This is a genomic window from Ruegeria sp. AP11, assembly GCF_056535865.1.
The window spans coordinates 147,208-171,465 of sequence record NZ_JBQFJB010000001.1 but is presented as its reverse complement, the minus strand read 5'-3'; the positions used below and the strand labels follow the sequence as shown (position 1 = coordinate 171,465).

Annotated in this window: 25 protein-coding genes; 12 read left to right on the top strand and 13 right to left on the bottom strand. The window is 59.0% G+C overall.

The features are described 5' to 3' along the window. Window positions 1-51: 51 nt before the first annotated feature. From ACR3E4_RS00930 to ACR3E4_RS00920, 3 genes are read left to right on the top strand one after another with little or no spacing between them, the layout of a single operon-like run. Window positions 52-825, top strand: coding sequence for a heme ABC transporter permease (locus ACR3E4_RS00930; protein ID WP_480531671.1), 774 nt, complete (start codon window positions 52-54; stop codon window positions 823-825). Next, window positions 822-980, top strand: a complete 159-nt coding sequence (ccmD, locus tag ACR3E4_RS00925; protein ID WP_480531673.1) for a heme exporter protein CcmD — start codon at window positions 822-824, stop codon at window positions 978-980. The genes ACR3E4_RS00930 and ccmD overlap by 4 nt, the downstream gene beginning before the upstream one ends. Continuing rightward, window positions 973-1,512 carry a DsbE family thiol:disulfide interchange protein gene (locus tag ACR3E4_RS00920; protein WP_480531675.1) on the top strand — a complete coding sequence of 180 codons (540 nt, stop codon included), beginning with the start codon at window positions 973-975 and terminating at the stop codon, window positions 1,510-1,512. Before ccmD ends, ACR3E4_RS00920 begins: the two co-directional genes overlap by 8 nt. Before the next feature lie 125 nt (window positions 1,513-1,637). Here the strand turns inward: ACR3E4_RS00920 and ACR3E4_RS00915 are convergent, their stop codons facing one another. Continuing rightward, window positions 1,638-3,140, bottom strand: a complete 1,503-nt coding sequence (locus ACR3E4_RS00915) for a BCCT family transporter (protein ID WP_480531677.1) — start codon at window positions 3,138-3,140, stop codon at window positions 1,638-1,640. 117 nt (window positions 3,141-3,257) lie between these two features. Next, entirely contained in the window at window positions 3,258-5,948 is a 2,691-nt protein-coding gene (gene acnA / locus ACR3E4_RS00910; RefSeq protein ID WP_480531679.1) for an aconitate hydratase AcnA, read from the bottom strand. Window positions 5,949-6,172: 224 nt separating this feature from the next. Here acnA and ACR3E4_RS00905 point away from each other — a divergent pair, with 224 nt between their 5' ends. Beyond that, window positions 6,173-6,874 (top strand): DUF1223 domain-containing protein, encoded by a 702-nt coding sequence (locus tag ACR3E4_RS00905; RefSeq protein ID WP_480531681.1) that lies wholly within the window; start codon window positions 6,173-6,175, stop codon window positions 6,872-6,874. Here the strand turns inward: ACR3E4_RS00905 and ACR3E4_RS00900 are convergent, their stop codons facing one another. The 4 genes from ACR3E4_RS00900 to purB all read right to left on the bottom strand — a co-directional run bounded on the left by ACR3E4_RS00900 (window position 6,875) and on the right by purB (window position 11,248). Further along, entirely contained in the window at window positions 6,875-7,798 is a 924-nt protein-coding gene (locus tag ACR3E4_RS00900; protein WP_480531683.1) for a lysophospholipid acyltransferase family protein, read from the bottom strand. Between the two features lie 72 nt (window positions 7,799-7,870). Further along, on the bottom strand, window positions 7,871-8,965 hold the full coding sequence (locus tag ACR3E4_RS00895) for a flagellar motor switch protein FliG (RefSeq protein WP_480531686.1): 1,095 nt from the start codon (window positions 8,963-8,965) through the stop codon (window positions 7,871-7,873). Window positions 8,966-9,031: 66 nt separating this feature from the next. Continuing rightward, window positions 9,032-9,571 carry a tetratricopeptide repeat protein gene (locus ACR3E4_RS00890; RefSeq protein ID WP_480531688.1) on the bottom strand — a complete coding sequence of 180 codons (540 nt, stop codon included), beginning with the start codon at window positions 9,569-9,571 and terminating at the stop codon, window positions 9,032-9,034. A 372-nt stretch (window positions 9,572-9,943) separates the two neighbouring features. Further along, window positions 9,944-11,248 (bottom strand): adenylosuccinate lyase, encoded by a 1,305-nt coding sequence (gene purB, locus ACR3E4_RS00885; protein WP_480531690.1) that lies wholly within the window; start codon window positions 11,246-11,248, stop codon window positions 9,944-9,946. Between the two features lie 88 nt (window positions 11,249-11,336). Here purB and ACR3E4_RS00880 point away from each other — a divergent pair, with 88 nt between their 5' ends. The 5 genes from ACR3E4_RS00880 (at window position 11,337) to ACR3E4_RS00860 (ending at window position 13,801) form a co-directional block, all read left to right on the top strand. Then, the gene (locus ACR3E4_RS00880) at window positions 11,337-11,669 is read left to right on the top strand and encodes a hypothetical protein (RefSeq protein ID WP_480531692.1); all 333 of its coding nucleotides are present in this window, start codon (window positions 11,337-11,339) and stop codon (window positions 11,667-11,669) included. After that, entirely contained in the window at window positions 11,669-12,091 is a 423-nt protein-coding gene (locus tag ACR3E4_RS00875) for a DUF6314 family protein (RefSeq protein ID WP_480531694.1), read from the top strand. Before ACR3E4_RS00880 ends, ACR3E4_RS00875 begins: the two co-directional genes overlap by 1 nt. Before the next feature lie 71 nt (window positions 12,092-12,162). Beyond that, window positions 12,163-12,750 (top strand): biotin transporter BioY, encoded by a 588-nt coding sequence (locus ACR3E4_RS00870; RefSeq protein WP_480531696.1) that lies wholly within the window; start codon window positions 12,163-12,165, stop codon window positions 12,748-12,750. A gap of 141 nt (window positions 12,751-12,891) precedes the next feature. Further along, window positions 12,892-13,446: a hypothetical protein gene (locus ACR3E4_RS00865; protein WP_480531698.1), complete on the top strand. Its 555-nt coding sequence runs from the start codon at window positions 12,892-12,894 to the stop codon at window positions 13,444-13,446. A 10-nt stretch (window positions 13,447-13,456) separates the two neighbouring features. Then, window positions 13,457-13,801, top strand: coding sequence for a hypothetical protein (locus ACR3E4_RS00860; protein ID WP_480531700.1), 345 nt, complete (start codon window positions 13,457-13,459; stop codon window positions 13,799-13,801). Window positions 13,802-13,884: 83 nt separating this feature from the next. On the opposite strand, the gene ACR3E4_RS00855 is transcribed toward ACR3E4_RS00860, so the two are convergent. Then, window positions 13,885-15,099, bottom strand: coding sequence for a bifunctional alpha/beta hydrolase/OsmC family protein (locus ACR3E4_RS00855; RefSeq protein ID WP_480531702.1), 1,215 nt, complete (start codon window positions 15,097-15,099; stop codon window positions 13,885-13,887). Between the two features lie 252 nt (window positions 15,100-15,351). Here ACR3E4_RS00855 and ACR3E4_RS00850 point away from each other — a divergent pair, with 252 nt between their 5' ends. Then, window positions 15,352-15,546, top strand: coding sequence for a hypothetical protein (locus ACR3E4_RS00850; RefSeq protein ID WP_480531704.1), 195 nt, complete (start codon window positions 15,352-15,354; stop codon window positions 15,544-15,546). 3 nt (window positions 15,547-15,549) lie between these two features. Here ACR3E4_RS00850 and dddP read toward each other — a convergent pair whose 3' ends face one another. Next, window positions 15,550-16,893 carry a dimethylsulfonioproprionate lyase DddP gene (gene dddP, locus ACR3E4_RS00845; protein WP_480531706.1) on the bottom strand — a complete coding sequence of 448 codons (1,344 nt, stop codon included), beginning with the start codon at window positions 16,891-16,893 and terminating at the stop codon, window positions 15,550-15,552. A 124-nt stretch (window positions 16,894-17,017) separates the two neighbouring features. Here dddP and ACR3E4_RS00840 point away from each other — a divergent pair, with 124 nt between their 5' ends. Then, window positions 17,018-17,761 carry a heme-dependent oxidative N-demethylase family protein gene (locus ACR3E4_RS00840; RefSeq protein ID WP_480531708.1) on the top strand — a complete coding sequence of 248 codons (744 nt, stop codon included), beginning with the start codon at window positions 17,018-17,020 and terminating at the stop codon, window positions 17,759-17,761. A gap of 36 nt (window positions 17,762-17,797) precedes the next feature. Here the strand turns inward: ACR3E4_RS00840 and ACR3E4_RS00835 are convergent, their stop codons facing one another. The 5 genes from ACR3E4_RS00835 to ACR3E4_RS00815 all read right to left on the bottom strand — a co-directional run bounded on the left by ACR3E4_RS00835 (window position 17,798) and on the right by ACR3E4_RS00815 (window position 22,294). Next, a complete protein-coding gene (locus tag ACR3E4_RS00835; RefSeq protein ID WP_480531710.1) occupies window positions 17,798-18,706 on the bottom strand; it encodes a hypothetical protein in 909 nt (302 codons plus the stop codon). 197 nt (window positions 18,707-18,903) lie between these two features. After that, window positions 18,904-19,695 (bottom strand): lytic murein transglycosylase, encoded by a 792-nt coding sequence (locus ACR3E4_RS00830; RefSeq protein WP_480531712.1) that lies wholly within the window; start codon window positions 19,693-19,695, stop codon window positions 18,904-18,906. 48 nt (window positions 19,696-19,743) lie between these two features. Then, the gene (locus tag ACR3E4_RS00825) at window positions 19,744-20,391 is read right to left on the bottom strand and encodes an MSMEG_1061 family FMN-dependent PPOX-type flavoprotein (RefSeq protein WP_480531714.1); all 648 of its coding nucleotides are present in this window, start codon (window positions 20,389-20,391) and stop codon (window positions 19,744-19,746) included. A gap of 125 nt (window positions 20,392-20,516) precedes the next feature. Further along, a complete protein-coding gene (glnA, locus tag ACR3E4_RS00820) occupies window positions 20,517-21,923 on the bottom strand; it encodes a type I glutamate--ammonia ligase (protein WP_170443331.1) in 1,407 nt (468 codons plus the stop codon). Window positions 21,924-21,955: 32 nt separating this feature from the next. Then, a complete protein-coding gene (locus ACR3E4_RS00815) occupies window positions 21,956-22,294 on the bottom strand; it encodes a P-II family nitrogen regulator (RefSeq protein WP_074734010.1) in 339 nt (112 codons plus the stop codon). A gap of 170 nt (window positions 22,295-22,464) precedes the next feature. Here ACR3E4_RS00815 and ACR3E4_RS00810 point away from each other — a divergent pair, with 170 nt between their 5' ends. After that, window positions 22,465-24,201, top strand: coding sequence for an NAD(P)H-hydrate dehydratase (locus tag ACR3E4_RS00810; RefSeq protein ID WP_480531717.1), 1,737 nt, complete (start codon window positions 22,465-22,467; stop codon window positions 24,199-24,201). The last annotated feature ends 57 nt before the right edge of the window (window positions 24,202-24,258 follow it).

Genomic DNA, 24,258 nt, shown 5'->3' with positions numbered 1-24,258 from the left:
GATTGACCGAGGTCAATTGAGAACCACACCGACTCGGACTAGATAGGGCACATGACAATCGCAGCCAAAGCCAACGCCCTGTGGGAATACGCCAATCCGCGCAAGTTTCTTGCCACCAGCGAGCGTGTCCTGCCATTCTTCTGGATCACCTCGGCTGTTTGCCTGGTCGTCGGACTGGTCTGGGGCTTCTTCTTCACCCCTGATGATTACAAACAGGGCTCGACCGTCAAGATCATCTACCTGCATGTGCCCGCTGCGCTGATGGCGATCAATTGCTGGCTGATGATGCTGGCGACTTCGCTGGTCTGGCTGGTACGCCGTCACCATGTCAGTGCGCTGGCGGCCCGTGCCGCAGCGCCCATCGGTATCGTGATGACCCTGATCGCATTGGCCACGGGCGCAATCTGGGGGCAACCCATGTGGGGGACGTGGTGGGCCTGGGATCCGCGCCTGACCTCGTTCCTGATCTTGTTCCTGTTCTATCTGGGCTATGTCGCTTTGTGGGAAGCGATCGAGGACCCCGATACGGCGGCGGATCTGACCTCGGTCCTGTGCCTTGTGGGATCGGTCTTTGCGCTGCTCAGCCGCTATGCGGTGAACTTCTGGAATCAGGGGCTGCATCAGGGGGCTTCGGTAATGCGGGCCGGGGCGATTACCGGAACGGATACCGAGGAGAAAGTCAGCAATATCTACTTCTATCCGCTGATGCTGTGTATCATCGGCTTTGTGCTGCTATTCATCGCGCTGGTCTTTTATCGCACGGGCACGGAAATCCGCGCCCGCCGGATCAAGGCTCTGCTGGCGCGGGAAAGGGTGAACGGATGATTCCTGATCTTGGAAAATATGCCGATACCGTGCTTTGGTCCTATGTGGTCTCCATCGGGCTTCTGGTCGCGCTGGTGGGTTTCAGCGTGATCCGGGGCCGCAAGGTGCGGGCCGAGATGGAGAAGGTTGAACAAAGGATGTCGCGCAATGGCTAAGATATCGCCCCTGATGATTGCGCCCCCGCTGATTTTCGGTGCCTTCGCCGTGCTGGCAGGCATCGGCATGTTCCGCGACGATCCCAACGCGTTGCCGTCCGCGCGCGAGGGCCAACCGGCACCGCCCGTTGTTCTGACAGAATTCGCGGGCAAACCGGGCTTTGACGATGCGACCCTGCGCGATGGTGAGGTCAAGCTGGTCAACTACTGGGCCAGCTGGTGCGCACCCTGCCGCGTCGAACACCCCAACCTGCAGGCGCTGTCGGACGAGGGTATTCCGGTCTATGGCATCAATTACAAAGACCAACTGGACAACGCCGAGGGGTTCCTGGCCGAATTGGGCGATCCCTATGCCGGTATCGGGCGGGATGAACAGGGCCGTATGGGACTGGACTGGGGTGTCTACGGTGTGCCCGAAACCTATGTGATCGACGGTGAGGGCACGATCATCCTGCGCTGGGCTGGGCCCATCACGCAGCGGGTGATCGAAAACACAATCCGTCCCGCGCTGGAGAAGGCGGCAGGCGGTTAAAGTCTCTATTATAACAGGCTTCCGACCAAACGAGAACGGCGGCTCCTCGCTACTCGCGAATGAGAATCCAGATCATCGCCGCGATGAAGGCGAAGGTGACCAGATTCATCAGGGTATCAGTCAGATCACCGATCAGCATGATTTTGACCCTCCTCTCGCAATCCTCGGATCAGGCACACCATCAACAGCACCGATATGAACACAAAGGGTAACGCCCCCAGAGAGATCAGGATTTTCACCGAATCCACCGATCCCGACAGGATCATCGCGACGCTCAAAAGACCCAGCAGCGCCCCCCAGATCAGGCGCACGCGTGGGGGCGGGTTTTCATCCCCGCCTGTCGAGAATGTTCCCAACACAAACGCTGCGCTGACGACGCTTGTGACGATGAAAAGAAAGGCCGCAAGTACCGTGGCTATTGTGGTAATCAGGGATAGCGGCAGGCGGTCGAGCAGGGCAAAAGTCACACGCTCGATATTGGATTGTGTATAGGCCAGCAATTCGCCTGCGCCATTGAGCGCTTCAAACAGGCCAATGCCACCGAAAGCTCCGAACCAGAGAATCGAAAACAGCGTCGGCGCGAACAGTACGCCGATCACGAATTCCCGGATCGTCCTGCCGCGCGAGATGCGTGCAACAAATACACCCACGAACGGCCCCCACGCGATCCACCAGACCATATAGGTGAGAGTCCAGTCGCTGAACCATCGGGCTACGTCATCGCCAAAAAACGTAAAGGTTTGAAAGCCTCTTGGTATCACATTACGGACGTAGTCGCCGAAACCCTGAACCACAGTGTTCAAAAGGTATTCGGTGGGGCCAAGGACCACCGTGTAGGCCACCAGACTGATGGCAATCAACATCGCCGCATTTGACAGCCGCGCCATCCCTTGTCCCAGGTCGATCAGAAGTGCAGGTACATAGGCGGCCACCATTGCCACGAAAACCACGCCGATCAGGATCGCTCCAACCGTGTCGCTGTTTCCCATGACGGCGATGCCGTCCGCGACTTGAAACACACCCATCGCCATAGAGCCACCAACGCCGATCGCAATCGCGACGATGGCCATTAGGTCAGACAGCCAGCCAACGCGCTCGGCCCAGCGTTGGCCCGGAAACAGGTTTTTGATCGGTGCGCTGACCATCATCCCGGTGCCGCGACGAAAGCTGAAATAGGCAATCGTAAGCGCGGTCGAGCCGTAAATGGCCCAGGCATGTAAACCCCAGTGAAAGTTCGCGGCCAACATGGCTTGCTGCGCTGCAATGAAGTCCGGCGCCATGCCCGAGATGAAACTAAAATGGGTCAACGGCTCTGCCACCGCCCAGAACAGCAACCCCACACCCATCCCTGCAGAAAAGAGCATGGAAATCCAGGTCGTGGTGGAAAACTCTGGCTTGTCATCATCCCGGCCAAGACGAATGTTGCCATAAGGGGAAAACGCCAGCACAAGGCAACCGATCAGCATTCCCGAGGCCGCCAGCATCACGAACCATCCGCGGCTGTGAAAGGTTTGCTGAACAATTGCATTCGCCCAACTCACCAAGCTTTCGATATCGATGACGCCCCATATCCCGATCACTGCTATGACGCTGAGCGAGCAGACCATCAGGGCATTGGGTTTTTCCATGGCGATTGGTTTCCGTGCATCATCTTTTCCAAACAGTTTCAGATTTTGGAACAAATGACCAGAAAACAAAAACCCCCGGCGATTGCCGGGGGTCTGAGTTACGTTTTTATCTGCGCGTTACGCTGCCTTGGCCAGGTTGCGCAGCACATAATGCAGCACACCACCGTTCTCGATGTATTCGATCTCGGGCGCGGTATCGATACGGCACTTCAATGTGATCGTCTTCTCGGTACCATCACCGTAAACGATGGTGCAGGGCACGTCCTGCAGCGGTTGGATCGTGTCCAGCCCATGGATCGAGACGGTCTCGTCCCCTGTCAGACCCAGCGTCTTGCGGTTGTCGCCGCCCGTGAATTCGAACGGGATCACACCCATGCCAACAAGGTTCGAACGGTGGATGCGTTCAAAGCTTTCGGCAATCACCGCCTTGACGCCCAGCAGCGCGGTGCCTTTGGCCGCCCAGTCGCGTGACGATCCCGCGCCATATTGCTCGCCGCCGAACACCACCAGCGGCGTGCCCTGAGCCTGATAGGCCATCGATGCGTCATAGATCGAGGTCTGTTCGCCATTCGGCCCTTTGGTATAACCGCCCTCGACACCCTCAAGCATCTCGTTTTTGATGCGGATATTGGCGAAAGTGCCGCGCATCATCACCTCGTGGTTGCCCCGGCGTGAGCCATACGAGTTGAACTCGCGCGGTTGCACCTGACGGTCGGTCAGATACTTGCCCGCAGGCGTCGTAGTGGCAAAAGACCCGGCGGGCGAGATATGGTCGGTGGTGACCATGTCGCCCAGAACAGCCAGCACCTTGGCCCCTTCGATGTTCGAAATGGTGCCCGGCTCGGGGCCCATGCCCTGGAAATAGGGTGGATTCTGGATATAGGTCGAAGTGGGCGGCCAGTCATAGGTTTCCTGCTGCGGAACCTCGACCGCCTGCCACTTTTCGTCGCCCTTGAAGACATCGGCATATTTCGACTGGAACGCTTCGCGGGTCACTGTGGCCTCGACCAGATCGGCGATTTCCTTCTGCGACGGCCACAGGTCTTTCATGAAGACATCATTGCCGTCCTTATCCTGTCCAACAGGTTCCGAGGTCAGGTCGATATCCATCGTCCCGGCCAGCGCATAGACCACGACCAGCGGCGGTGACGCCAGATAGTTGGCGCGCACGTCGGGCGAGATCCGGCCCTCGAAGTTGCGGTTGCCCGACAGGACCGAGGTCGCGACCAGATCGCCCTCGGCAATGGCTTCGCTGATTTCCCTCTGGATCGGACCAGAGTTTCCGATACAGGTCGTGCAGCCATAGCCCACGAGGTTAAAACCGATGGCGTCCAGATCATCCTGCAGACCGGCGGCCTCAAGATAGGCCGAGACGACCTGTGAACCCGGTGCCAGCGAGGTCTTGACCCACGGTTTGCGGTTCAGGCCCAACGCGGCCGCCTTGCGCGCCACCAGACCCGCGCCGATCATCACATAGGGGTTCGAGGTGTTTGTGCAGGACGTGATCGAGGCAATTACAACCTTGCCCGATTCCATCGCGTAGTTTTCGCCTTTGACCAGAACCTCTTTGCCCATCGGGCGCTTGAAAGTTTCTTCCATTTCCTTGGTGAAGGCGGCCTTGGCGTCGGTCAGCGCAACATAGTCCTGCGGGCGTTTCGGACCCGAGATGGCGGGAACAATGGTGCCCATATCGAGGCTGAGCGTGTCAGTGTAGATCGGCGCATAATCCGCCCCCCGCCACAAGCCGTTTTCCTTGGCATAGGCCTCGACCAGCGCGATGCGGTCTTCGTCACGGCCCGTATTGCGCATATACCGCAGGGTTTCCCCGTCGATCGGGAAGAAGCCACAGGTCGCGCCGTATTCGGGGGCCATATTGGCAATGGTTGCGCGGTCGGCCAGCGGCAGGCGATCCAGACCTTCGCCGAAGAACTCGACGAATTTGCCCACAACGCCCTTTTCGCGCAGCATCTCGACGACTTTCAGAACCAGATCGGTGCCGGTGGTGCCTTCGACCATCGCACCGGTCAGTTCAAAGCCCACGACCTCGGGGATCAGCATCGAGATCGGCTGACCCAGCATCGCGGCCTCGGCCTCGATGCCGCCAACGCCCCAGCCCAGAACGGCCATGCCATTGACCATGGTGGTGTGGCTGTCAGTGCCAACCAGCGTGTCGGGATAGGCGACCTCATCGCCGTTCTGGTCGGTGTCGGTCCAGACGGTCTGGGCCAGATATTCCAGGTTCACCTGATGGCAGATGCCGGTGCCGGGGGGCACAACGCGGAAGTTGTTGAAGGCGTTCTGGCCCCATTTCAGGAACTGGTAGCGTTCCATATTGCGTTCATATTCGCGATCGACATTCATCTGGAACGCGCGCGGGTTGCCGAATTCGTCGATCATGACCGAGTGGTCGATGACCAGATCGACCGGGTTCAGCGGGTTGATTTTCTGCGCGTCACCGCCCAGCCCTTTGATCCCATCGCGCATTGCGGCCAGGTCCACGACGGCGGGAACACCGGTGAAGTCCTGCATCAGCACGCGGGCCGGGCGATAAGCGATCTCGCGTGGGTTGTTGCCGCCATTTGCACCCCATTCGGCGAAGGCCTTGATGTCGTCGACCGAGACGGAAAAACCGGCGTCTTCGAACCGCAGCATGTTTTCCAGCACCACTTTCAGCGCGGCGGGCAGATTCGAGAAATCACCCAGACCGGCCTCTTGTGCGGCGGGGATTGAGTAATAGGAAATGGACTTGCCGTTCACGCTCAGACTGCGGCGTGTCTTGGCGGTATCCTGTCCGACTTTGATGGGCATCTACTGGCCTCCCTCTCAAATGACTTGGAATATGGGATTCGCTAACGCTTATCTGTATCACGATTGTTGACGGTTCAAGGACCAACAAACCGTTTGCGGTGGTTTTTGTATACCATTGCACACATTTTGCGAAATTCTGCCGTCAGGCTCTCAAGAAACCTTGATTGGTGGTTTAAGGGAATTCGGTTTAGACATTTCCAAAGCCCAGCCATACCGAGAGAGTCATGATCAGATCAGCCGCCCTGACCGCGATAGCCTCATTCTTTCTGACCACCGCCGCCCACGCGGAAAGCGACCCGGTTGTGGTTGAGCTGTTCACGTCGCAGGGCTGCTCCTCTTGCCCGCCGGCGGATCGGATGATGGAAGAGCTTGCCAAGCGCGACGACGTGATCGGACTGGCGCTGCATGTGGATTATTGGGACTATATTGGCTGGAAGGATGAATATGCCCGCCCCGACCATACCGAGCGTCAACGCGCCTATGCGCGGGAAGGTGGGCGGACCATGATCTATACGCCGCAGATGGTCGTTAACGGGCAGCAGGATGTTGTGGGCGCCAAAGCGGGTGAGTTGAATCGCCTGATCAACGCCCACCTGACCGCCGCACCAGAGGCAGAGGTGCGCGCCACGCGCACGGGCAATGACGTGGTTGTGGATGTTGCCCCGGTCGAACTGCCCGCCGGTCAAACCTATGAGGTGCGCATCTTACAATACTCACCATTGCGCCACGCTTCGATCCGGCGCGGAGAGTTGGCGGGCCGTGAGCTGGACTATGCCAACGTGGTCGAAAACTGGCAGATCGCGGGGCACTGGGATGGGGTCGTGCCGCAGAGCTTTACCGCATCATTGTCGTCCGACCTGCCTGCCGTTGTGCTGGTACAGCGCACCGGGCACGGGCCGATTGTGGCGGCGACAAAGGTCAAGTAATCAGGGCATATCCTGTGGCTGAACGCCCAGTTTCTTCCAGGCTTTCCAACGGCGGTGAATCCAGAACCATTGCCCCATATGCTGCCGCACCATCGTCTCAAGGTCGTCATTGGTGAACTGGGTCATGGTCTTGGGATCGGTGTGGGGTACGGGTTCGTGCAATACGATCTCAAAATCGATGCCATTGGGCTCGCGCACCGCATAGCATGGGATCAGCACCGCCTTGTATTTGATCGCCAGTTCGGCATTCAGCACCGAAGTGACGGCGGGCTTGCCGAAAAAGGTCAGCTCTTCGCCGCCATGGGCGTGCAGGTCTGACACAATCGCGATGATGCCTCCTTTCTTGAGCGAGCGAACCATCTCGACCATGCCGCGGCGGCCTTGTTCGAACATGGGCGCGCCGGTCTGATAAAAGGCGTCCACATACATCTCGTTGAAATAGGGGTTGGCCATACGGCGATAGAGGCAGCCGATGGGCTGGCCGCTGCGGGCCTGCAGCGCGACACGGGCCGCCAGATAATGGCCGAAATGCGCAGTGATCATCATCACCGGCTTGCCTTCGGCAACGGCCTTGTCAAAGGCTTCAACGCCCGAGCCCGTCACCTTGGCTTTGCTTTGCCGGTCGATGAAACCATCGGCCGAGAAATGCTCCATAATCGCACGCCCGGCATTGTCGGGGACCGCCCGACAGATGCGATTGACCTCATCCTCGGGCAGATCGGGACAGGTCAGTTTCAGGTTGCGCCGGACCCGCGTGCGGAATCCGACCACGGGCGCAAGCCAGCGGGTCAAAGCGCCCATCGCACCAATGCGCCGCTCGTATGGCAGCAGACGCATGCCGCCGATCACACCTTTCATAAACAGGTTGGTGACATAGTATTTTCCAAGCTCAAATCGGCTCAGTTCCGACTTTTCGACGGGCATGGGGAAGGACACCTGGGTGTTGTGATTTGCGCGAACAGACATACAGGCCCCGTTCTTTTATCACAAGTGGGGCTAGGCTTCGTCTTCATCAATATCGACCTGGGTGATCGTGCCTTCGTCCAGTAAGGCGCGGATGGCGGTGACGATCTGCGACATCGCGTCTTCGGCTTCGGATTGCTTGACTTTGCCGCGATCCGCCACCTCTTCGCGCAGGTTATCGGCCATACGTGACGAGATGTTCGACAGGATATACTCGACCGCCGCCGAGTCGTCTTCGCTGCTTGCCCCGGCCAGTGCGGTCACAAGGACCGGTTGATCCACGCCGCGCAGAATTGCCGGAATATCACGCGGTTGAATGCGGTCAGGGATATGAGAAAACAGGAATATCGATTGCCGGACGACACTGGCAAAATCGGCATCTTCCTCGTCCAGCGCGGTCAGAAGACCATCGCGCGTGGCCGCGGCGGACTGGTTGAGGATCGCGCCAACCCGCGCCCCGGGGCCATCGCGAAAGGCGGGGGTCGGGCGCTGGTCCAGTTGTGCGGCCAGTGACCACCCGATACGTTCGACCGCTTCGGGCGTCACGTTGGCGGTCTTGGATACCGCATACGTGATCCGTCGCGCCGTGGGGCCGGGCAGGTGGCCGAGGATCTGTGCTGCCGTCGCCGTTTCAAGCTTTGACAGCATCACCGCCGCCACCTCGGTGCTTTCTGCTTTGGCCATTTCAGCCAGCTCTTCCGGCGGAACCTCACGCAGGCGTTGCCAAGGGTCGCCAATCTGCCGCACGCCAGCCACCTTGCGCAGCCGTGCGGCGGTCGCCGGGGCGATCTTGCCATTCACGGCATCCAAGGCCCCAGCCAGACCGTGCGGAAAGGAAAGGCCCACACCGTCCAGTGCGTCAGCAAATTCCTGCGCCACAGACGCCAGCGTCACTCGGTCAACGAGGCCCATCTGACCCAGCTGATGGGTCAGCTTTTCCTGAAGTGAGTCGGGCAATTCCTCAAGCGGGATGTCGGCACCTTCGTTCAAGAGCAACCGCACCACGACGGCGGCTTTCTCACGGCTGCTGAGCTGCCGGGGCACCACCCGTGGCGCTGCGTCATCCTGACCGGCAGCGGGGCGCTGAGCGCCCGGCGCCATTTCTACCAATGCATGTGTGTCCTGCATCTGCCTGCAATACCAAGTTCGCGTTGCAGGCAGAATAACGAGAGTCGGGTAAAGAAACCCTGAACCCTAGTAGCTATAGGTCAGCCCGGTGCGGATGGCCTCGCGCAGGGATGCTTCGGCCCATGTGCCTTCACCACCGCGCGCCTTGATCTCACGCCACTGGGCGATGGCCAGTTCAGTCTTGCCTTCGGCCACAAACCCCTGACCCATGTAGCTGCGGGCCAGAATATTGTCTGGGTTGGTTGCGATGGCCTTCTGATAGAATGCGTTGGCCAGTTCCAACTCACCCATCTTGCGATAGGTGAAACCCCAATAGGTCTGCACCCGGTCGTCGTCCTGATCCATGATGCGCAGAATGCCCTGAGCGTTCTCGTACTGTCCGTCATAGGCCAGTTCGCGTACGGCATCATAAAGCTGGTCCTCAGTGAAGTTTGTCTTGTTGGGCTTTACGCAACGCCCCGCCGCTTCGTCATAGACGCGGCCAAAGAGGCATTTCTTGGTGGTGTTGGTCGGCTTGGGCGGGTTGCTGTCACCGCCTGCGGCGTGAACCATGGTGGCAAAGGCAAATGCCTGAAATGCAATTGCGGATGCTAATACAAGGCGCATAATGATACTCCGTTCTCGGGGCTGCTTTGTGAGACAATAGTGCGATCTTCAAAAAAGCTAACACCGGACGCGGTAGTTTTATTCACAATCAGGAAAGAAGTTTCTCAGCTATTGACGATTTTTACGCAGCTCGACGTTTCCTGATCCCAGACCGAGCCTTCGGCGCAGGATTGGGTCTGTTTGGAATGTGAATTACAGGCCAGGCTTGTTGACGCCATACAGACAAGTGCAATTGTGCAAAGAATGGTGCGGATCATGATCTGTCCCTCTCGCAGAAACAACGGCTTTAGCTTAACCGATTTCCTTGCATTCGCAAAAAGGCCCGGCCTGCTAGTTGAGCGGACCGGGCCTTTGTTACAGGGTTTTGGGCGTTTATTCGCCGAATACACGCTCAAAAATCGTGTCGACATGCTTGGTGTGATAGCCGAGGTCGAACTTCTCTTCGATTTCCGCAGGGCTCAGCGCGGCGGTGACGTCCGCGTCTGCCAGCAGTTCTTCTTTGAAATCGGTACGGTGTTCCCAAACCTTCAACGCGTTGCGCTGAACCATGGCATAGGCGTCCTCGCGGCTGACCCCTGCCTGCGTCAGCGCCAGTAGAACCCGCTGACTCATCACCAGACCGGGGAACTTGTTCATGTTCTCCAGCATGTTCTCGGGGAAGATCAGCATCTTGTCGATCACGCCGGTCAGACGGGCCAGTGCAAAATCCAACGTGATCGTGGCGTCCGGCCCGATCATACGTTCGACCGAGGAATGCGAGATATCGCGTTCATGCCAGAGCGCCACGTTCTCCATCGCCGGGATCACGGCGGCGCGGACCATGCGCGCCAGACCGGTGAGGTTCTCGGTCAACACCGGGTTCTTCTTGTGCGGCATGGCCGACGAGCCTTTCTGACCCATCGAGAAGAACTCGGCCCCCTCCAGCACTTCGGTCCGCTGCATGTGGCGGATTTCGATGGCGATGTTTTCGACGCTGCTGGCGATGACACCGAGCGTTGCAAAGAAGGCCGCGTGGCGGTCGCGCGGGATGACCTGCGTGCTGATCGGTTCGGGCACCAGACCTAGCTGATCGCAGACATGTTCTTCGACGCGCGGGTCGATATTGGCGAAAGTACCGACCGCGCCGCTGATCGCGCCGGTTGCGATTTCCGCACGGGCATCGCGCATCCGGGACAGGTTGCGGTCCATCTCGGCGTAGAACCGGGCAAAAGTCAGACCCATGGTGGTGGGTTCGGCGTGGATGCCGTGGCTGCGACCGATGCGGATGGTGTGCTTGTGTTCGATTGCGCGGCGCTTCAGCGCGGCCAGCAGGCCTTCGAGATCGGCAATCAGAATATCGGCGGCGCGGGTCAGCTGCACGTTGAGGCAGGTGTCCAACACGTCCGAAGAGGTCATGCCCTGATGCACGAAGCGGGCTTCCTCGCTGCCCACATGCTCGGCCAGATGGGTCAGGAAGGCGATGACGTCGTGCTTGGTGACGGCCTCGATCTCATCAATGCGAGCGACGTCGAATTCCACGTCCTTGGCTTTCCAGACGGCCTCGGCGTTTTCACGCGGGATCACACCCAGATCGGCCATGGCGTCGCAAGCGTGCGCTTCGATCTCGTACCAGATGCGGAACTTGCTCTCGGGCGACCAGATGGCGACCATGTCAGGGCGGGAATAGCGGGGAATCATTGGCGGCAGCACCTTTTTGTGATTGGGATGAGGCGTTGGCGCGGGGTTTAGCCGCGCATGCCCAAGGGAACAAGACGCGAGTGCCGGGATGAGACGGTTTGCCCTGATTTTGTTGCTCTGGCCGGGTATTCTGGCCGCGCAAGAGTTTCGCGCGCTGACCGGTGACGAGATTCTGCAGGCCCTGACCGAGCGGAAGCTCGATTACGGCAAGGGTGTCTGGCAGACTTTCGAGGATACGATGGTGACACAGTATTTCTCGGGCCGTCCCAGTGCCGGGCGTTGGGCAGTGCGTGGCGATCAGTATTGCTCGATCTGGCCGCCGTCCGAGCTGTGGGCCTGCTACGATGTTCTGCAAAAGGGCGATACGATCAGATTTGTCGATCAGGCCGGCGGGACAACAGACGGGACATATGCCGAGTGATGCTGCCCGAAACCCTGTCCGATTTCGAAGGAAGCTGGAGCCTTGAGCGCCTGATCCGGGACGACCGGGCGGGGCAACTGGTTCAAGCCGACGGCACCGCCGTGCTGCGGCGCGAGGCGAACGGTCTGATTTATGATGAAACCGTTACGCTGCGCATTCCGGGGCAGCCCGCGATGACCGGGACGCGGCGATACCTTTGGCGTGATGCAGGAGAGCGGATTGCGATCCATTTCGACGATGATCGCTATTTCCACGCGTTGACATTGGGCCAGGTGCGGGCCGAAGACCATCACGATTGCCCGCCTGACAGCTATGATGCATCATACGATTTCTCGGGATGGCCGCGCTGGGCAGTCCGCTGGACAGTGTCCGGACCGCGAAAATCCTATGAAATGGAGACCAAATACGCCCCGATAGCGTAATCATCTTGCAGCAACGGCCCGGAACGGGCATTGCTGCATGTGCAAAGAGATCCACAAGTGGAGAAAACGAAATGAATGCGAACGTATTGGCCAATGCATTTGGCCCGCGCGAGGGGACGGCGCTGCGCGTAAAACAGATCGTACTGGTTGCTTTGGGCATCGTTGCGCTGGCTGTAGCCGCCAAGATCAAAGTACCGATGTGGCCGGTTCCGATCACCATGGGCACCTTTGCCGTGCTGACCATCGGCACCGCATATGGCGCGCGCCTGGGTTTGGTGACCATGCTGGGTTACCTGCTGGTCGGCGCGCTGGGCTTTGACGTCTTCGCAGGCTCCTCGGCCGAGAAATTCGGTCTGACCTACATGATGGGCGGCACCGGCGGCTATCTGGTCGGTTATGTGCTGGCGACCCTGGCTCTGGGCGCTCTGGCGGCGCGCGGCTGGGATCGTTCGGTCGGTAAACTGGCGCTGGCGCTGGTTCTGGCCAACGTGCTGATCTATGTGCCCGGCCTGCTGTGGCTGGGTCAGCTTTATGGCTGGGACAAGCCGATCTTGGAATGGGGTCTGACACCGTTCCTGGTGGGGGATGCGATCAAGCTGGCCCTGGCCGTGCTGCTGATCCCGGCGGTTTGGAAACTGGTCAGCAACGCCCGCACCTGATCCCGTACCCGTCGACGACAATCGAACCCGCATCCGATGGACTCGGATGCGGGTTTTTTGTTGTCTCTCCAATGTGCTGCTGGACAACGAGGGCATTGGTGGTTCAACCTGAGACCTGAGAAACCATCAGGCTAATCAGATATGCGTATTCCATTTCTTTCAACGCCCGCCTTATGTGCCGCGTTGTTCTTTGCGGGCGCTGCCGGGGCCGAAACGCCGGTCATCTATACGGACGAAGGGCAGGGGTTGTTTCGCTTTGATGTGCCCGATTTCTGGACCATCCGAACCGGTGGCCCGCGTGAGATTGAGGACACTGAACTGGGCGATCCCCGCGCCGTCGCGCGGGTTATGGGGATCAGGCCGTTCACGGATGACAATGTGTGGATGGGTTTCGTCTCACCCGCCGGAGTGACCGACATTCAGGGCGGCATCCGGTATCTGGATGATATCGACAAGTTTCTGGTCAAGGACCCAACCGTCACCAGCACCAGCGACACAAGGGTTGGAGGGCTGCCTGCCCGGATCATCCGGGGCACCGGTACACGCGACGGGCGCGGGGTGAACTTCACCGCCACAATCATCGATCTGCCGAAGAACCGCGTTGCCATTGTGGTTGCGATCCTGCGGGATGGGGCGGATCCGGCCTATGTAGACGATCTGAACGACGTGTTCGCGTCGTTCCGGTCTTTGCAGTGAAGGGGGGCGGATGATGCGTAAACTGATCAAACGATCCGCTCTGGCGCTGGGCCTCGGTGTGGCGACACTTTCCCTTTCAGCCTGCGATGGCGTCACGGTGGGGGTCGGGTACGGATATGATCCGTTCTATGACTCGATGCTGTGGAACGACTATTATCATGATCGCAATGTCAATGTGGATGTTGATATCAACCGTCCCGACCGGCCTGATCGCCCCAACAGACCTCCGACCTCCAAACCACCGCAGCGACCCAAACCCCCGGTCGCCAAACCGCCCGCGCGCCCGCGTCCGCCGGTGGCGCGCCCTCCGACGGCACGGCCACCGATCCACCGCCCATCTCCGCGGCGGCGTTAACAAAAAAGGGGCTGCAGGTGCAGCCCCTTTGACGTTTCTGGCACGATTGGGTTTCATCACGCCGACAGTGGCCCGGCCTGATGCTAGGCGAGCAGTTCGGTTGTGATTTGGGCGCTGCCCTCCAGAGTGCGGTGCACAGGGCACTTATCCGCGATCTCAAGCAGCTTTGCCCTTTGCTCGGCGTCCAGTGGCCCCTCAAGCCGGATTTTGCGGCGGAACTGATCCACCTTGCCCTCGCTGGCGAGACCCGCGTCCTGAGCGTGTACCTTGTTGTGGCACACATCCACGGTGATGGCTGTCAGTGGCCAGCGCTTGCGGCGCGCATACATGCGGATGGTCATCGACGTGCAGGCCCCAAGCCCCGAGGATACGAAGCCATAGGGCGACATGCCGCGATCCGTGCCGCCATACGAGGCAGGCTCATCGGCGACGGCGTGATGACGCGGACCGGATTGGATGTCCTGCAGAAAACCCGACGGGTCGGCCTCGGTCACGCGCACGACGCCCTCTGGCGCACCGGGTGGGGGCGCAGGCGGGCACAGCTTGACGTACCGGGACACCCAGGCCGCAATCACGTCGGCGGCATAATCCGCATCGGACGCGCGGGTGATCAGGTGGTCGGCATCGTCGAGGGTGACAAAGCTTTTGGGGTGCTTGGCAGCCAGGAAAATCGTACTGGCATTATCGATGCTGACCGTTTCGTCCCGCGGGGCATGCAGGATCAACAGGGCCGCCTTCAACTCGGCGATGGCCGGGGACAGCGCGGTTTCCGAGATATCATCGACAAAGGCCTTGCCGATGCGAAACGGCCGCCCGCCCAGCGATACTTCGGCGCTGCCCTCAGCCTCAATCTCGGGCAGAGCGGCCTCGAAATGGTGCGAGACATGGCCGGGATCCGCAGGTGCGCCCAGCGTGACCACCGCCTTCACGGAGGAAATACCGGTGCGAGCGCGCAACACGGCCGCCCCGCCAAGCGAATGGCCGATCAGCAGGGCCGGGGCCATGTTCCGCCCGGCCAGGTATTGCGCCGCCGCGATCAGGTCTTCGACATTCGAGGTAAAAGTGGTGTTCGCGAACTCGCCGCCCGAGTGGCCCAGACCGGTAAAGTCAAACCGCAGAACCGCAATGCCCATGGCAGCCAGTCGCGCCGAAATACGTCGTGCTGCGGGAATGTCCTTTGAGCAGGTAAAGCAATGGGCAAACAGCGCAGTTGCCAGAACCGGCCCATCCGGCAGATCGAGGCGCGCGGCCAGTTGGCTGCCGTCGTGACCGGCAAAGGTAATGCGTTCGGTGGGCATGGGTATTCCTTGGTGTTGGGATCCCGCCAATACTGTGTTCTGGCGCCGCTTCTCTCAACCCTTATGTCAGAAGCGTCACGGTAAGGTGAGGATTTGATACCCAATTCCGCATATGGCTGGCGACCTGCTTGCCCATCTCAGAGTATCAGGAAATCAATTTTTGTGAAGTTATATACATTAAACATTCATTTTACTAATGAATGAATGGCCCCCAGGTTACCTGCATCCCAGACAAAAGGAACGGAGGCCAACATGGCACATGCACCCAATGTCCCGCTGAAACCAACACTGCACCCCGGAGTCGTACTCGCGCTTATCCTGACCGGCGCAGTCAGCTTTGCGCTGGGGCAGAACTGGCCCCTTGTCGACGTTCAACAAAACGCCATTACCGCGCCAGAAGACTGGCACGGCAATGTCAAACGGTCAGATTGGAGAAAGGATCGCTAGCCTTTATCCCTGGCCCATCAACTGCGCGTCGAACGGGTATTTGGTCAGGTTCTCATAGCCATCCTCGGTGATCAGAACCTGATCTTCCAGCTTGATCGAGAAATCTCCGCCAACCTCGCCCAGGGCGGCCTCGACACACAGCACCATGCCGGGTTCGAGCGGATAGTCGTAGGATCCGGCAACCGCCTGATCCGGATAGGCGACCAAGGGCCATTCATCGCACAGACCGACGCCATGCATCATGCAGCCGTATTTCTGCGCCTGGAATTTGTCATCCAGTTTATGGCATCCGGCCGACAACTCGGGGATTGTGACGCCCGGTTTCAGCATCTCCATATTGGTCATGATGTGCTCATGCGCATGCTGCATCGCATAGATCATGTCGGGTCGCGGCTTTTGATCCCCTATCCACCACGTGCGCGAGATATCGATGCAGATACCGTAAGAGCCGATCAGGTCGGTATCAAAGGCGATGATCTCATTCTGGCGTGTGATCCGGGGGCCGCATTCCTGAAACCATGGGTTGGTGCGCTGACCCGAGGCCAGAAGGCGGGTTTCGATCCATTCGCCGCCACGCCGGATGTTCTCGGCATGCAGAACCGCCCAGATATCATCTTCTGACGTCTTTCCGTCACCCACATTGGCGCGGGCAAAACGCTCCATTTCCGCGACTGCGGTTTCGCAGGCATGGCTGGCGCAGCGCATGGCAAGGATCTCGTCCGGTCCTTTCACTGCGCGGGTCTTTTCGGTGAGCTCTTCACCTTCCATGATCTCGAATCCCTGCGCCTCAAGCGCGCGCAGGCCGTGCAGCATGATCTTGTCGACGCCCAGCCGCTTGTTACCGCCGCCATGTTCTTCGATCAGCGCTCGGACCTCGTTCGAGAACACATCGGCGGCAACGTCGATCTTGTCGCCCCGGTCGAAATAGAACAGGTCCGCACCCGAGCGTTGCTCGCGCACCAGCGGGTTGAATTCCGACAGGAAGGGTGAGTTCTTGTAGTCCCAGATCACCATATAGCCGTCTGCACAGAGCAGCACGGCGCGGAACGGGTTATGAGTGTTCCACAGCTGCATATTGGTGCTGTCGGTGGCATAGCGGATATTGAGAGGGTCGAACATCAGAACGCCGCCCCAATCGCGATCCACGATCCCCTTGGTCAGCCGTTTCCAGCGATATTCACGCATCCGTTCGAGATTGGGCAGGCTCAGCCCCGTGGCTTCCCATTCGTCGAAGGCAAGTTTCGTCGGCCCGATCTCAATCCGGTCGTTGTCGTTGGGAGTACCATCGCCCAGGGTGGCGCCTTTGGTCGGGTCGATCTTGCGGTTGTCGCGATAGGGAGGGTTCACTGGCGGACCTTTCTGCTTGCCCGCGCACCCTGCAAATTCAGCGCCGCCGCGTCTTGAAAATTTGCGACCGGATGCGGGTCGCTTTCCGACCGACAGCGCGAAAAAGAGATGGTATGCCTCGGGCATGACGGTAATTTTACAGCAAGAAATCCCATATGATCCTCTGACCCCGATTCCCTTGCCCGGTATGCGTCCGGCTGATCCGGATTGTTGGTTGCATCGCGATGACGCCTTTGCGGGTCAGATGCGACGACGCGGCGAACTTCTGTCGGATCACAGGTCCGAGGTTCTGGCGCAAAGCCCCGAGGCGCTGGCCCCGGCACAGGAGCTGCTGGAACTTGTCCTGTCCCAGACCTATCCGGGCGCGTCGGGGCAGGTATGCCGGCCTGACGGGACGTTAATCGAGATAGACAGATCGCGCCCGCTGGAAACGCTCTGCCATCTGGTGCAGGAGGATTTTTGCATCCTTCAGAAACAAGGGGATGAGCACGTCCTGACCGGCGCCATCCTGTGCTTTCCCGCAAGCTGGTCCTTGTCCGAGAAATTCATGCGTCCGTTGACCGCGATCCACACGCCCGTCGCGGATTATGACACCAACATAGCGCGCCGCGTGCAGCGCCTGTTCAACGGCATCCGACCCGGACGTCCCTTATGGCGTTTCAACACATTGTGGTATCACGATGCCGAGCTGTTTCAGCCGCGCAGCGTCAACGCACCTCGCCTTGCGCGTGATCGCAACAGCGCCCGGTATCTGCGCAGTGAGCGTCAGACCCTTCTGCGTTTGCCGCAGAGCCAGGCGGTGGTGTTCGCGATCCATACGTATGTTCTGTCGGCTGACCGGTTTGCAAAAACGGAAAACCCCGCCTGATGGCGGGGCTTCCAAGGAGGGTCTTCGGTAATTCGGTTACAGTCCCAGGACGGTGGCAACCCCGGCAAATGCATTGGTCGAATGCAGTCCAAAAATGGCCGTGGTAAAAGCCAGAACCTGCGTGTTCAGACGAAAATCCTCGCCCCGGATCAGGTTGACCGCCGCCAGCGAAATCGCCAACGGGGCCGAGAGGCTGGCGACAGCACCCGTCATGCCCCAGCTTGTGAGCCTCAGGATATCACTCGGGCGTTCATCTTCCTCGGCGACCTCAAGCGAGGCGTCTGTGGTCTGCGGCGTATCGGGCTCGGTGCGGAAGGCGATCTTGAGCAGTTGCTCGTCGCTCAGCTGGATCGAGCGGGGGTTCGGCTTCCGTGGCTCAAAAACGGGTTCGTCATGATCCGGCAAATCGAGCCCGGCGAACCGTCCGCTCAGGCTTTCGAAAATCTGCTTTCTGTCCCGAGGTTTGCGCGGTGCTATTGAATCGAATGCGCCCATGAACTGCTCGATCGTCAATACCGTCTTTGGCGACAGCCACTCGACACGCCGGGTCGAGCTGATATCCACCATGCGATACAGGATAACGACCAGCATCAGCTCGGAAATGTCGCGATCGTCCAGCAGGGCGGAGACCGGACAGATTGTGATGGTCAACCGGTTGTTCGGCGAAGTCACAACAGAACGGGCCATGGTTTTGAGCCCGGCAGCGCGGTCCATACGTTCGTGATGCGAATGCTCGGCCTTGACCGGCTTGGCGTCCAGAGACAGGCGCACGAGATACTGGCTGGTTACGATGCTGGCTTCCGAGGCGCTCAGCAGCGTCTGACGCTCGATCAGATGTCCATAATCCTCAAGCGTGGTCGACACGACGTCACAGAAACGCTCAAGCGCGCCGTCTGATGATCCGTTGAATTGCAGACCACCATGATACATGTGCTTTGCGGTCACAGCATATTCCTTCGCTGTAATAATTCTCACGTCAGTATATCCGCGGATATGGGGCAAATTTTGACGAAATGGGAGAAAGCTCAGGAATATCGGGCATTGGTTACGCTTTGGAAACCAAGAAATTAGGGTGTTACGTTAATGTCTGTGGCAGGAATGTGGCCGAAATCGGTTTTGGCCAAGTCGATCATCGGGCAGGCTCAGCTGTCGATTCGCCATGCCATGATCGCGATGGACTGCTGATAGACCGAGGCCGCATTCCACTGTTGGATCACAGCGAAATTCGGCTCGCCCGGCTGATATCCTTTGCCGGCTTTCCACCCTTTCTTACGAAGAAAATTCGCGGTCGAGGCCAACGCGTCTGTGAGGTTGTAGAAGTCGACCTGGCCGTCTCCGGTTGCATCGACGCCGTAAGTCAGGGCGTTCCCCGGCAGAAACTGCGTATGCCCCAGCTCGCCATGTTTTGCCCCTTTTGTCGCCATCGTGATACTGCCCTGATCCACCAGTTTGAGCGCCCCGATGGTATGAGGAATAAAGAATTCGGAACGGCGACAATCAAAGGCCAGGGTGGTGATTGATGACACAACCGGGCTATCCCCCATAAAGCCGCCAAACCCGGTTTCCATGCCGTGGATTGCGATCAGAACGCCGGCGGGCACGCCGTATTGACGCTCGAGCGCCGCGTAGAATTGCGGGTTCCGGGCTTTGCGTTTGCGCCCTTGCGCAATGATCGTGTTCGCGCCACGCACCTGCATGAACTTGTCCAGCGAGTATTTGAAGCTCTTCTGGTTACGGTCAGCAGCAATCGTTCTGGTCTGGTACTGCGTCTGGGCCAGCGCCTGCAGGCCCTTCTTTTTCACGCCCGCGCGTTTGGCCTGCTTGGCAAAATCCTGTTTCCAGGCATCAAAGCCAGCGCTGGTGTTGCCGCACGGGGCCGATAGGGCGAGGCTCGGAGTGATCAGGGCGAGTGTCAGAAGAAGAGGGCGAAGCATAGGGATTATCCGTTTGAAAGAAATGAAACCATAAAGCTGGTGGGAGGGTTAATACAAATCCAGTTCTCCGGCCTCTTTCAGGCATTCAAACCATTGGTCCGGCGTTTTGTTGATCTTGGCATGTTTGACCATCATCGCGTTCATGTTGGGCAAACCCGAGGAATCCGGCCATTTCTCGGGCTGCCAAAGATTTGCGCGGATGACGCATTTGGGGCAATGCGCGAAAACGGTCTCGACATGGATCAAAAGCGCAAGCTTGGGCACGCGGGCGTCCACGGCCATCGACTGCAACAGTTGGGGATCTGCACATATGCGCGCCGTGCCACGCAGGCGCAGCGTCTCCATTTTGCCTGGAACAAAGAAAATCACGCTGACGCGTGGGTCCTGCAACACGTTATGAAATGTATCGACCCGCTTGTTTCCGGGCCGGTCGGGGATTGCGATCAATGTGTCCGACAGCACCTGAACAAAACCGGACGGGTCGCCACGGGGGGAAATATCAAGATGCCCATTGGGGTTGGCCGAGGCAATCAGGCAGAACGGCGAGGTTGCGATGAAATCGCGACACATCTGATCCAGTCCCGACAGCTCTTTGGCGATGATCTGGGGCAGGGCTTGTCCGCAAATGCGTTCAAGGTCCTCGGTCGAGGTCACGAGATCAGAGTAGTCAGCAAAAGGGGCGTCACTGGCGGGCATGTGCATTCTCCGCTGAGAGCAATGCAACAAGTGTGAAAGATCAACTGTGATCCGTCAAATCCTGCCTGAAGAAAAAGGGGCGCCCGATGGACGCCCCTATGGGAATTTTCGCCGAATGCTATCGATCAGCAGCTATAGTACATGCCGTATTCGACAGGGTGCGGCGTGTGCTCATAGGTTTCAACTTCTTCCATCTTCAGTGCGATGTAGCCGTCGATCTGGTCTTTGGTGAACACATCGCCCTGCAGCAGGAAGTCGTGATCCGATGCCAGCGCTTCCAGCGCTTCGCGCAGGCTGCCGCAGACGGTCGGGATGTCGGCCAGTTCTTCGGCGGGCAGGTCGTACAGGTTCTTGTCCATGGCTTCGCCCGGATCGATCTTGTTCTTGATGCCGTCCAGACCGGCCATCAGCAGTGCGGCAAACGCCAGATAGGGGTTCGCTGCCGGATCGGGGAAGCGGGCCTCGACGCGCTTGGCTTTCGGGCTTTCGGTCCACGGAATACGCACACAGCCCGAGCGGTTGCGGGCCGAATAGGCGCGCAGAACGGGGGCTTCGAAACCGGGGATCAGACGCTTGTAGCTATTGGTCGCCGGGTTGGTGAAGGCGTTCAGCGTTTTGGCGTGCTTCAGGATGCCGCCGATGAAATACAGCGCCTCATCCGACAGATCAGCGTATTTGTCACCTGCGAACAGCGGTTTGCCGTCTTTCCAGATCGACATGTTTACGTGCATGCCGGTGCCGTTGTCGCCTGCGATCGGTTTCGGCATGAAGGTGGCCGATTTGCCGTAGGCGTGCGCGACGTTGTGGATGATGTACTTGTACTTCTGCAGCTCGTCGGCCTGTTTGGTCAGGCTGTCGAAGATCAGACCAAGCTCGTGCTGGCACGAGGCGACTTCGTGGTGGTGCTTGTCGACCTTCATGCCCAGACGCTTCATGGTCGACAGCATTTCCGAACGCAGGTCCTGTGCTTCGTCGATGGGGTTGACCGGGAAATACCCGCCCTTGACGCCCGGACGATGGCCCATGTTGCCCATCTCGTATTCGGTGTCGGTGTTCCACGACGCGTCGGTCGCATCAACTTCGTAGGATACCTTGTTGATGCTGTTCGAGAAACGGACGTCATCGAACAGGAAGAACTCGGCCTCGGGGCCCATATAGGCAACGTCGCCGATACCCGATGCTTTCAAGTATGCCTCGGCTTTCTGCGCGGTGCCGCGCGGGTCACGCTCATAGGCTTCGCCGGTGTCGGGCTCAACCACCGAGCAGTGCACGCAGATGGTTTTTTCCGCGTAGAACGGATCGACATAGGCGCTGTCGGTGTCGACCATCAGCTTCATGTCCGAAGCTTCAATCGACTTCCAGCCCGCGATGGACGATCCGTCGAACATGAAACCTTCTTCCAGAAAGTCCTCGTCAACCTGATCGGCCATCAGGGTAACGTGCTGCAGCTTGCCGCGCGGGTCGGTGAAACGGACGTCGACATACTCGGCGCCTTCGTCCTTGATCAGCTGAAGAACTGCGTCCTTGCTCATTCTCTTTTTCCTCTGATTTGAAGATGTGTCTGTTACAGCGCGTCCGAGCCGGTCTCGCCGGTACGGATGCGGATGGCTTGTTCCACGGGCGAGACAAAGATCTTGCCGTCGCCAATCTTGTCGGTTTTCGCGGCGCCTACGATGGCTTCGATGGCCGCGTCGACCTGATCATCGTCCAGCACGACCTCGACTTTCACCTTGGGCAGAAAGTCGACAACATATTCGGCACCGCGATACAGCTCGGTGTGGCCTTTCTGGCGACCGAAGCCTTTTACCTCGATCACGCTGAGGCCCTGAACGCCCACGTCCTGCAGCGCCTCTTTCACTTCGTCCAGTTTGAACGGCTTGATGATCGCTTCGATCTTTTTCATTCCGGTTCACCTTGCATGGTTGTCTGGACCGCACTGATCACGTCTAAGATTGTGCGGCAATCCGATTGCTGTATTGCCGGGGGCCAGATGCGTGGAAAGCAGGCTTTGGGTTAAATTTTGATCGACATGCACAAAAAGTAATCGAAAGTGAATCGCGTGAGAGGGATGAGATGACCGAGTTGCTGACCGCAGCACAGATGCGTGCCATCGAGCAGGCCGCGATTGAGACTGGGCAAGTGAGCGGCCTGGACCTGATGGAGCGGGCCGGGCAGGGCGTTGTCGAGGCGATTTTCGAAGAGTGGCCGGAGTTGGCAAAATCGCCCGGTCGGGCTGTGGTCCTGTGTGGGCCGGGGAACAATGGCGGTGATGGCTTTGTTGTAGCGCGCATGTTGCGGGAGCAAGGGTGGGAGGTTGAAGTTTTTCTCAATGGCGACCCGGAAAAACTGCCGCCGGATGCCCGAGTGAATTATGACCGGTGGCTGGAACTAGGAGAGATTGTACCTCTGACCGAAGGGGACATTCGCAAGGGTGGTTCTGCCGACCTTTACGTTGACGCTCTGTTCGGGACGGGGCTAAAACGCGGTTTGGACGGAGAGCTGTTTAAGGTCGTTCGGCACCTTTCTGGTGTGGACGGGGACCATTACGCCGACCGTATGGTCAGCATAGACGCCCCATCCGGCTTGTGTTTGGACAGCGGGCGCGTGCTGCATCAAGAACCTTTGCACTTATGGCCTCGCGAGTTGCTGGACAATATTTCTGCAGAGATGCGGAGCAAGGTTGCCGGAGCAGGTGGTGCACGTGCATTGTATGACCGTTTTGCGCGGTTGACCGTGTGTTTCGACAGCCCAAAGCCCGGTCATTTCTTGGCGCAAGGGCCGGATTTGTGTGGCAAACTCGTTGTGAAAGACATCGGCATTTCCACACAACGTTGCTGCTTTAACGGTGACCCATACGACGATGCATTCACATTCGGCCCCAAGCCTGTTCGCAAAATGAGCCGCCCTGCTTTTCTAACCCTTGCGGAGGCACCGGGCCGCGTGAAGGACCAACGAACATGGGGTGGGTTGCCGCTCTATCGCTTGCCTAAATTCAACCAGCATCACAAATACACCCACGGACACGCCCTGATCCTCTCAGGAGGTTTTGGCAAAACCGGTGCTGCGCGCTTGGCGGCGCGAGGCGCGCTCAGGATTGGGGCCGGGCTGGTGACGCTGGGGGTGCCTCCGTCTGCCCAAATGGAGGTGGCGGCACAGGTAACGGCCATCATGCTGCAGCGGGTGGAGGGGGCTGAGGGTTTGACCCAAGTCCTGCGCGATGAGCGGTTGAATGCGCTGTGCCTTGGCCCCGGGTTGGGGGTAGAGCGTGCACGGGAGCTGGTGCCAGCTGCTTTGGCAACCAAGCGCGCGACGGTGCTTGACGCGGACGCTCTTTCAGCCTTTGCGGACGATCCGGGCGCGTTGATTGAGCAATTGCATGAGACCTGCGTGCTTACCCCGCATGGGGGTGAGTTTGCCCGGCTGTTTCCGGACCTTGCTGAAAAGCTGAAAGCAGCGCCAACCAAAGGCCCGGCTTATTCCAAAGTAGACGCCACGCGCGAAGCGGCGGCGCGGGCCGGGTGCGTGGTTCTGTTCAAGGGTCCGGACACAGTGATTGCGGCACCGAACGGGAAGTGTTCGATCAATGCCTCGGTCTATGAACGGGCCGCCCCCTGGCTGGCGACCGCCGGGTCCGGCGACGTTCTTGCGGGTTACGTCACCGGGTTGTTGGCGCGGGGGCTGGGCCCGATGCAGGCCGCGGAAACGGCCGCCTGGTTACATACAGAATGCGCGCGGTATTTCGGCCCCGGTTTAATCGCAGAAGACCTGCCAGAGCAGTTACCTTCAATATTCAAACAACTTGATATCTAACTTCTATGGGTAAATAATGGCTGGGCAGTGGCATCGGCGGCAGAGATATCCCACCGG

Excerpts from the sequence above, each read along its gene's own strand:
- ACR3E4_RS00850 (WP_480531704.1), top strand. The coding sequence starts at position 15,352 with ATGGCACATGCACCCAATGTCCCGCTGAAACCAACACTGCACCCCGGA.
- ACR3E4_RS00815 (WP_074734010.1), bottom strand. The coding sequence starts at position 22,294 with ATGAAAAAGATCGAAGCGATCATCAAGCCGTTCAAACTGGACGAAGTG.
- ACR3E4_RS00810 (WP_480531717.1), top strand. The coding sequence starts at position 22,465 with ATGACCGAGTTGCTGACCGCAGCACAGATGCGTGCCATCGAGCAGGCC.
- ACR3E4_RS00920 (WP_480531675.1), top strand. The coding sequence starts at position 973 with ATGGCTAAGATATCGCCCCTGATGATTGCGCCCCCGCTGATTTTCGGT.
- purB (WP_480531690.1), bottom strand. The coding sequence starts at position 11,248 with ATGATTCCCCGCTATTCCCGCCCTGACATGGTCGCCATCTGGTCGCCC.
- ccmD (WP_480531673.1), top strand. The coding sequence starts at position 822 with ATGATTCCTGATCTTGGAAAATATGCCGATACCGTGCTTTGGTCCTAT.
- ACR3E4_RS00900 (WP_480531683.1), bottom strand. The coding sequence starts at position 7,798 with ATGCCCGTCGAAAAGTCGGAACTGAGCCGATTTGAGCTTGGAAAATAC.
- ACR3E4_RS00840 (WP_480531708.1), top strand. The coding sequence starts at position 17,018 with ATGACGGTAATTTTACAGCAAGAAATCCCATATGATCCTCTGACCCCG.
- ACR3E4_RS00890 (WP_480531688.1), bottom strand. The coding sequence starts at position 9,571 with ATGCGCCTTGTATTAGCATCCGCAATTGCATTTCAGGCATTTGCCTTT.
- ACR3E4_RS00930 (WP_480531671.1), top strand. The coding sequence starts at position 52 with ATGACAATCGCAGCCAAAGCCAACGCCCTGTGGGAATACGCCAATCCG.
- glnA (WP_170443331.1), bottom strand. The coding sequence starts at position 21,923 with ATGAGCAAGGACGCAGTTCTTCAGCTGATCAAGGACGAAGGCGCCGAG.
- ACR3E4_RS00855 (WP_480531702.1), bottom strand. The coding sequence starts at position 15,099 with ATGCCCACCGAACGCATTACCTTTGCCGGTCACGACGGCAGCCAACTG.
- ACR3E4_RS00905 (WP_480531681.1), top strand. The coding sequence starts at position 6,173 with ATGATCAGATCAGCCGCCCTGACCGCGATAGCCTCATTCTTTCTGACC.
- ACR3E4_RS00875 (WP_480531694.1), top strand. The coding sequence starts at position 11,669 with ATGCTGCCCGAAACCCTGTCCGATTTCGAAGGAAGCTGGAGCCTTGAG.
- ACR3E4_RS00880 (WP_480531692.1), top strand. The coding sequence starts at position 11,337 with ATGAGACGGTTTGCCCTGATTTTGTTGCTCTGGCCGGGTATTCTGGCC.
- acnA (WP_480531679.1), bottom strand. The coding sequence starts at position 5,948 with ATGCCCATCAAAGTCGGACAGGATACCGCCAAGACACGCCGCAGTCTG.
- ACR3E4_RS00895 (WP_480531686.1), bottom strand. The coding sequence starts at position 8,965 with ATGCAGGACACACATGCATTGGTAGAAATGGCGCCGGGCGCTCAGCGC.
- ACR3E4_RS00915 (WP_480531677.1), bottom strand. The coding sequence starts at position 3,140 with ATGGAAAAACCCAATGCCCTGATGGTCTGCTCGCTCAGCGTCATAGCA.
- ACR3E4_RS00825 (WP_480531714.1), bottom strand. The coding sequence starts at position 20,391 with ATGCCCGCCAGTGACGCCCCTTTTGCTGACTACTCTGATCTCGTGACC.
- ACR3E4_RS00860 (WP_480531700.1), top strand. The coding sequence starts at position 13,457 with ATGATGCGTAAACTGATCAAACGATCCGCTCTGGCGCTGGGCCTCGGT.
- ACR3E4_RS00870 (WP_480531696.1), top strand. The coding sequence starts at position 12,163 with ATGAATGCGAACGTATTGGCCAATGCATTTGGCCCGCGCGAGGGGACG.
- ACR3E4_RS00865 (WP_480531698.1), top strand. The coding sequence starts at position 12,892 with ATGCGTATTCCATTTCTTTCAACGCCCGCCTTATGTGCCGCGTTGTTC.
- ACR3E4_RS00830 (WP_480531712.1), bottom strand. The coding sequence starts at position 19,695 with ATGCTTCGCCCTCTTCTTCTGACACTCGCCCTGATCACTCCGAGCCTC.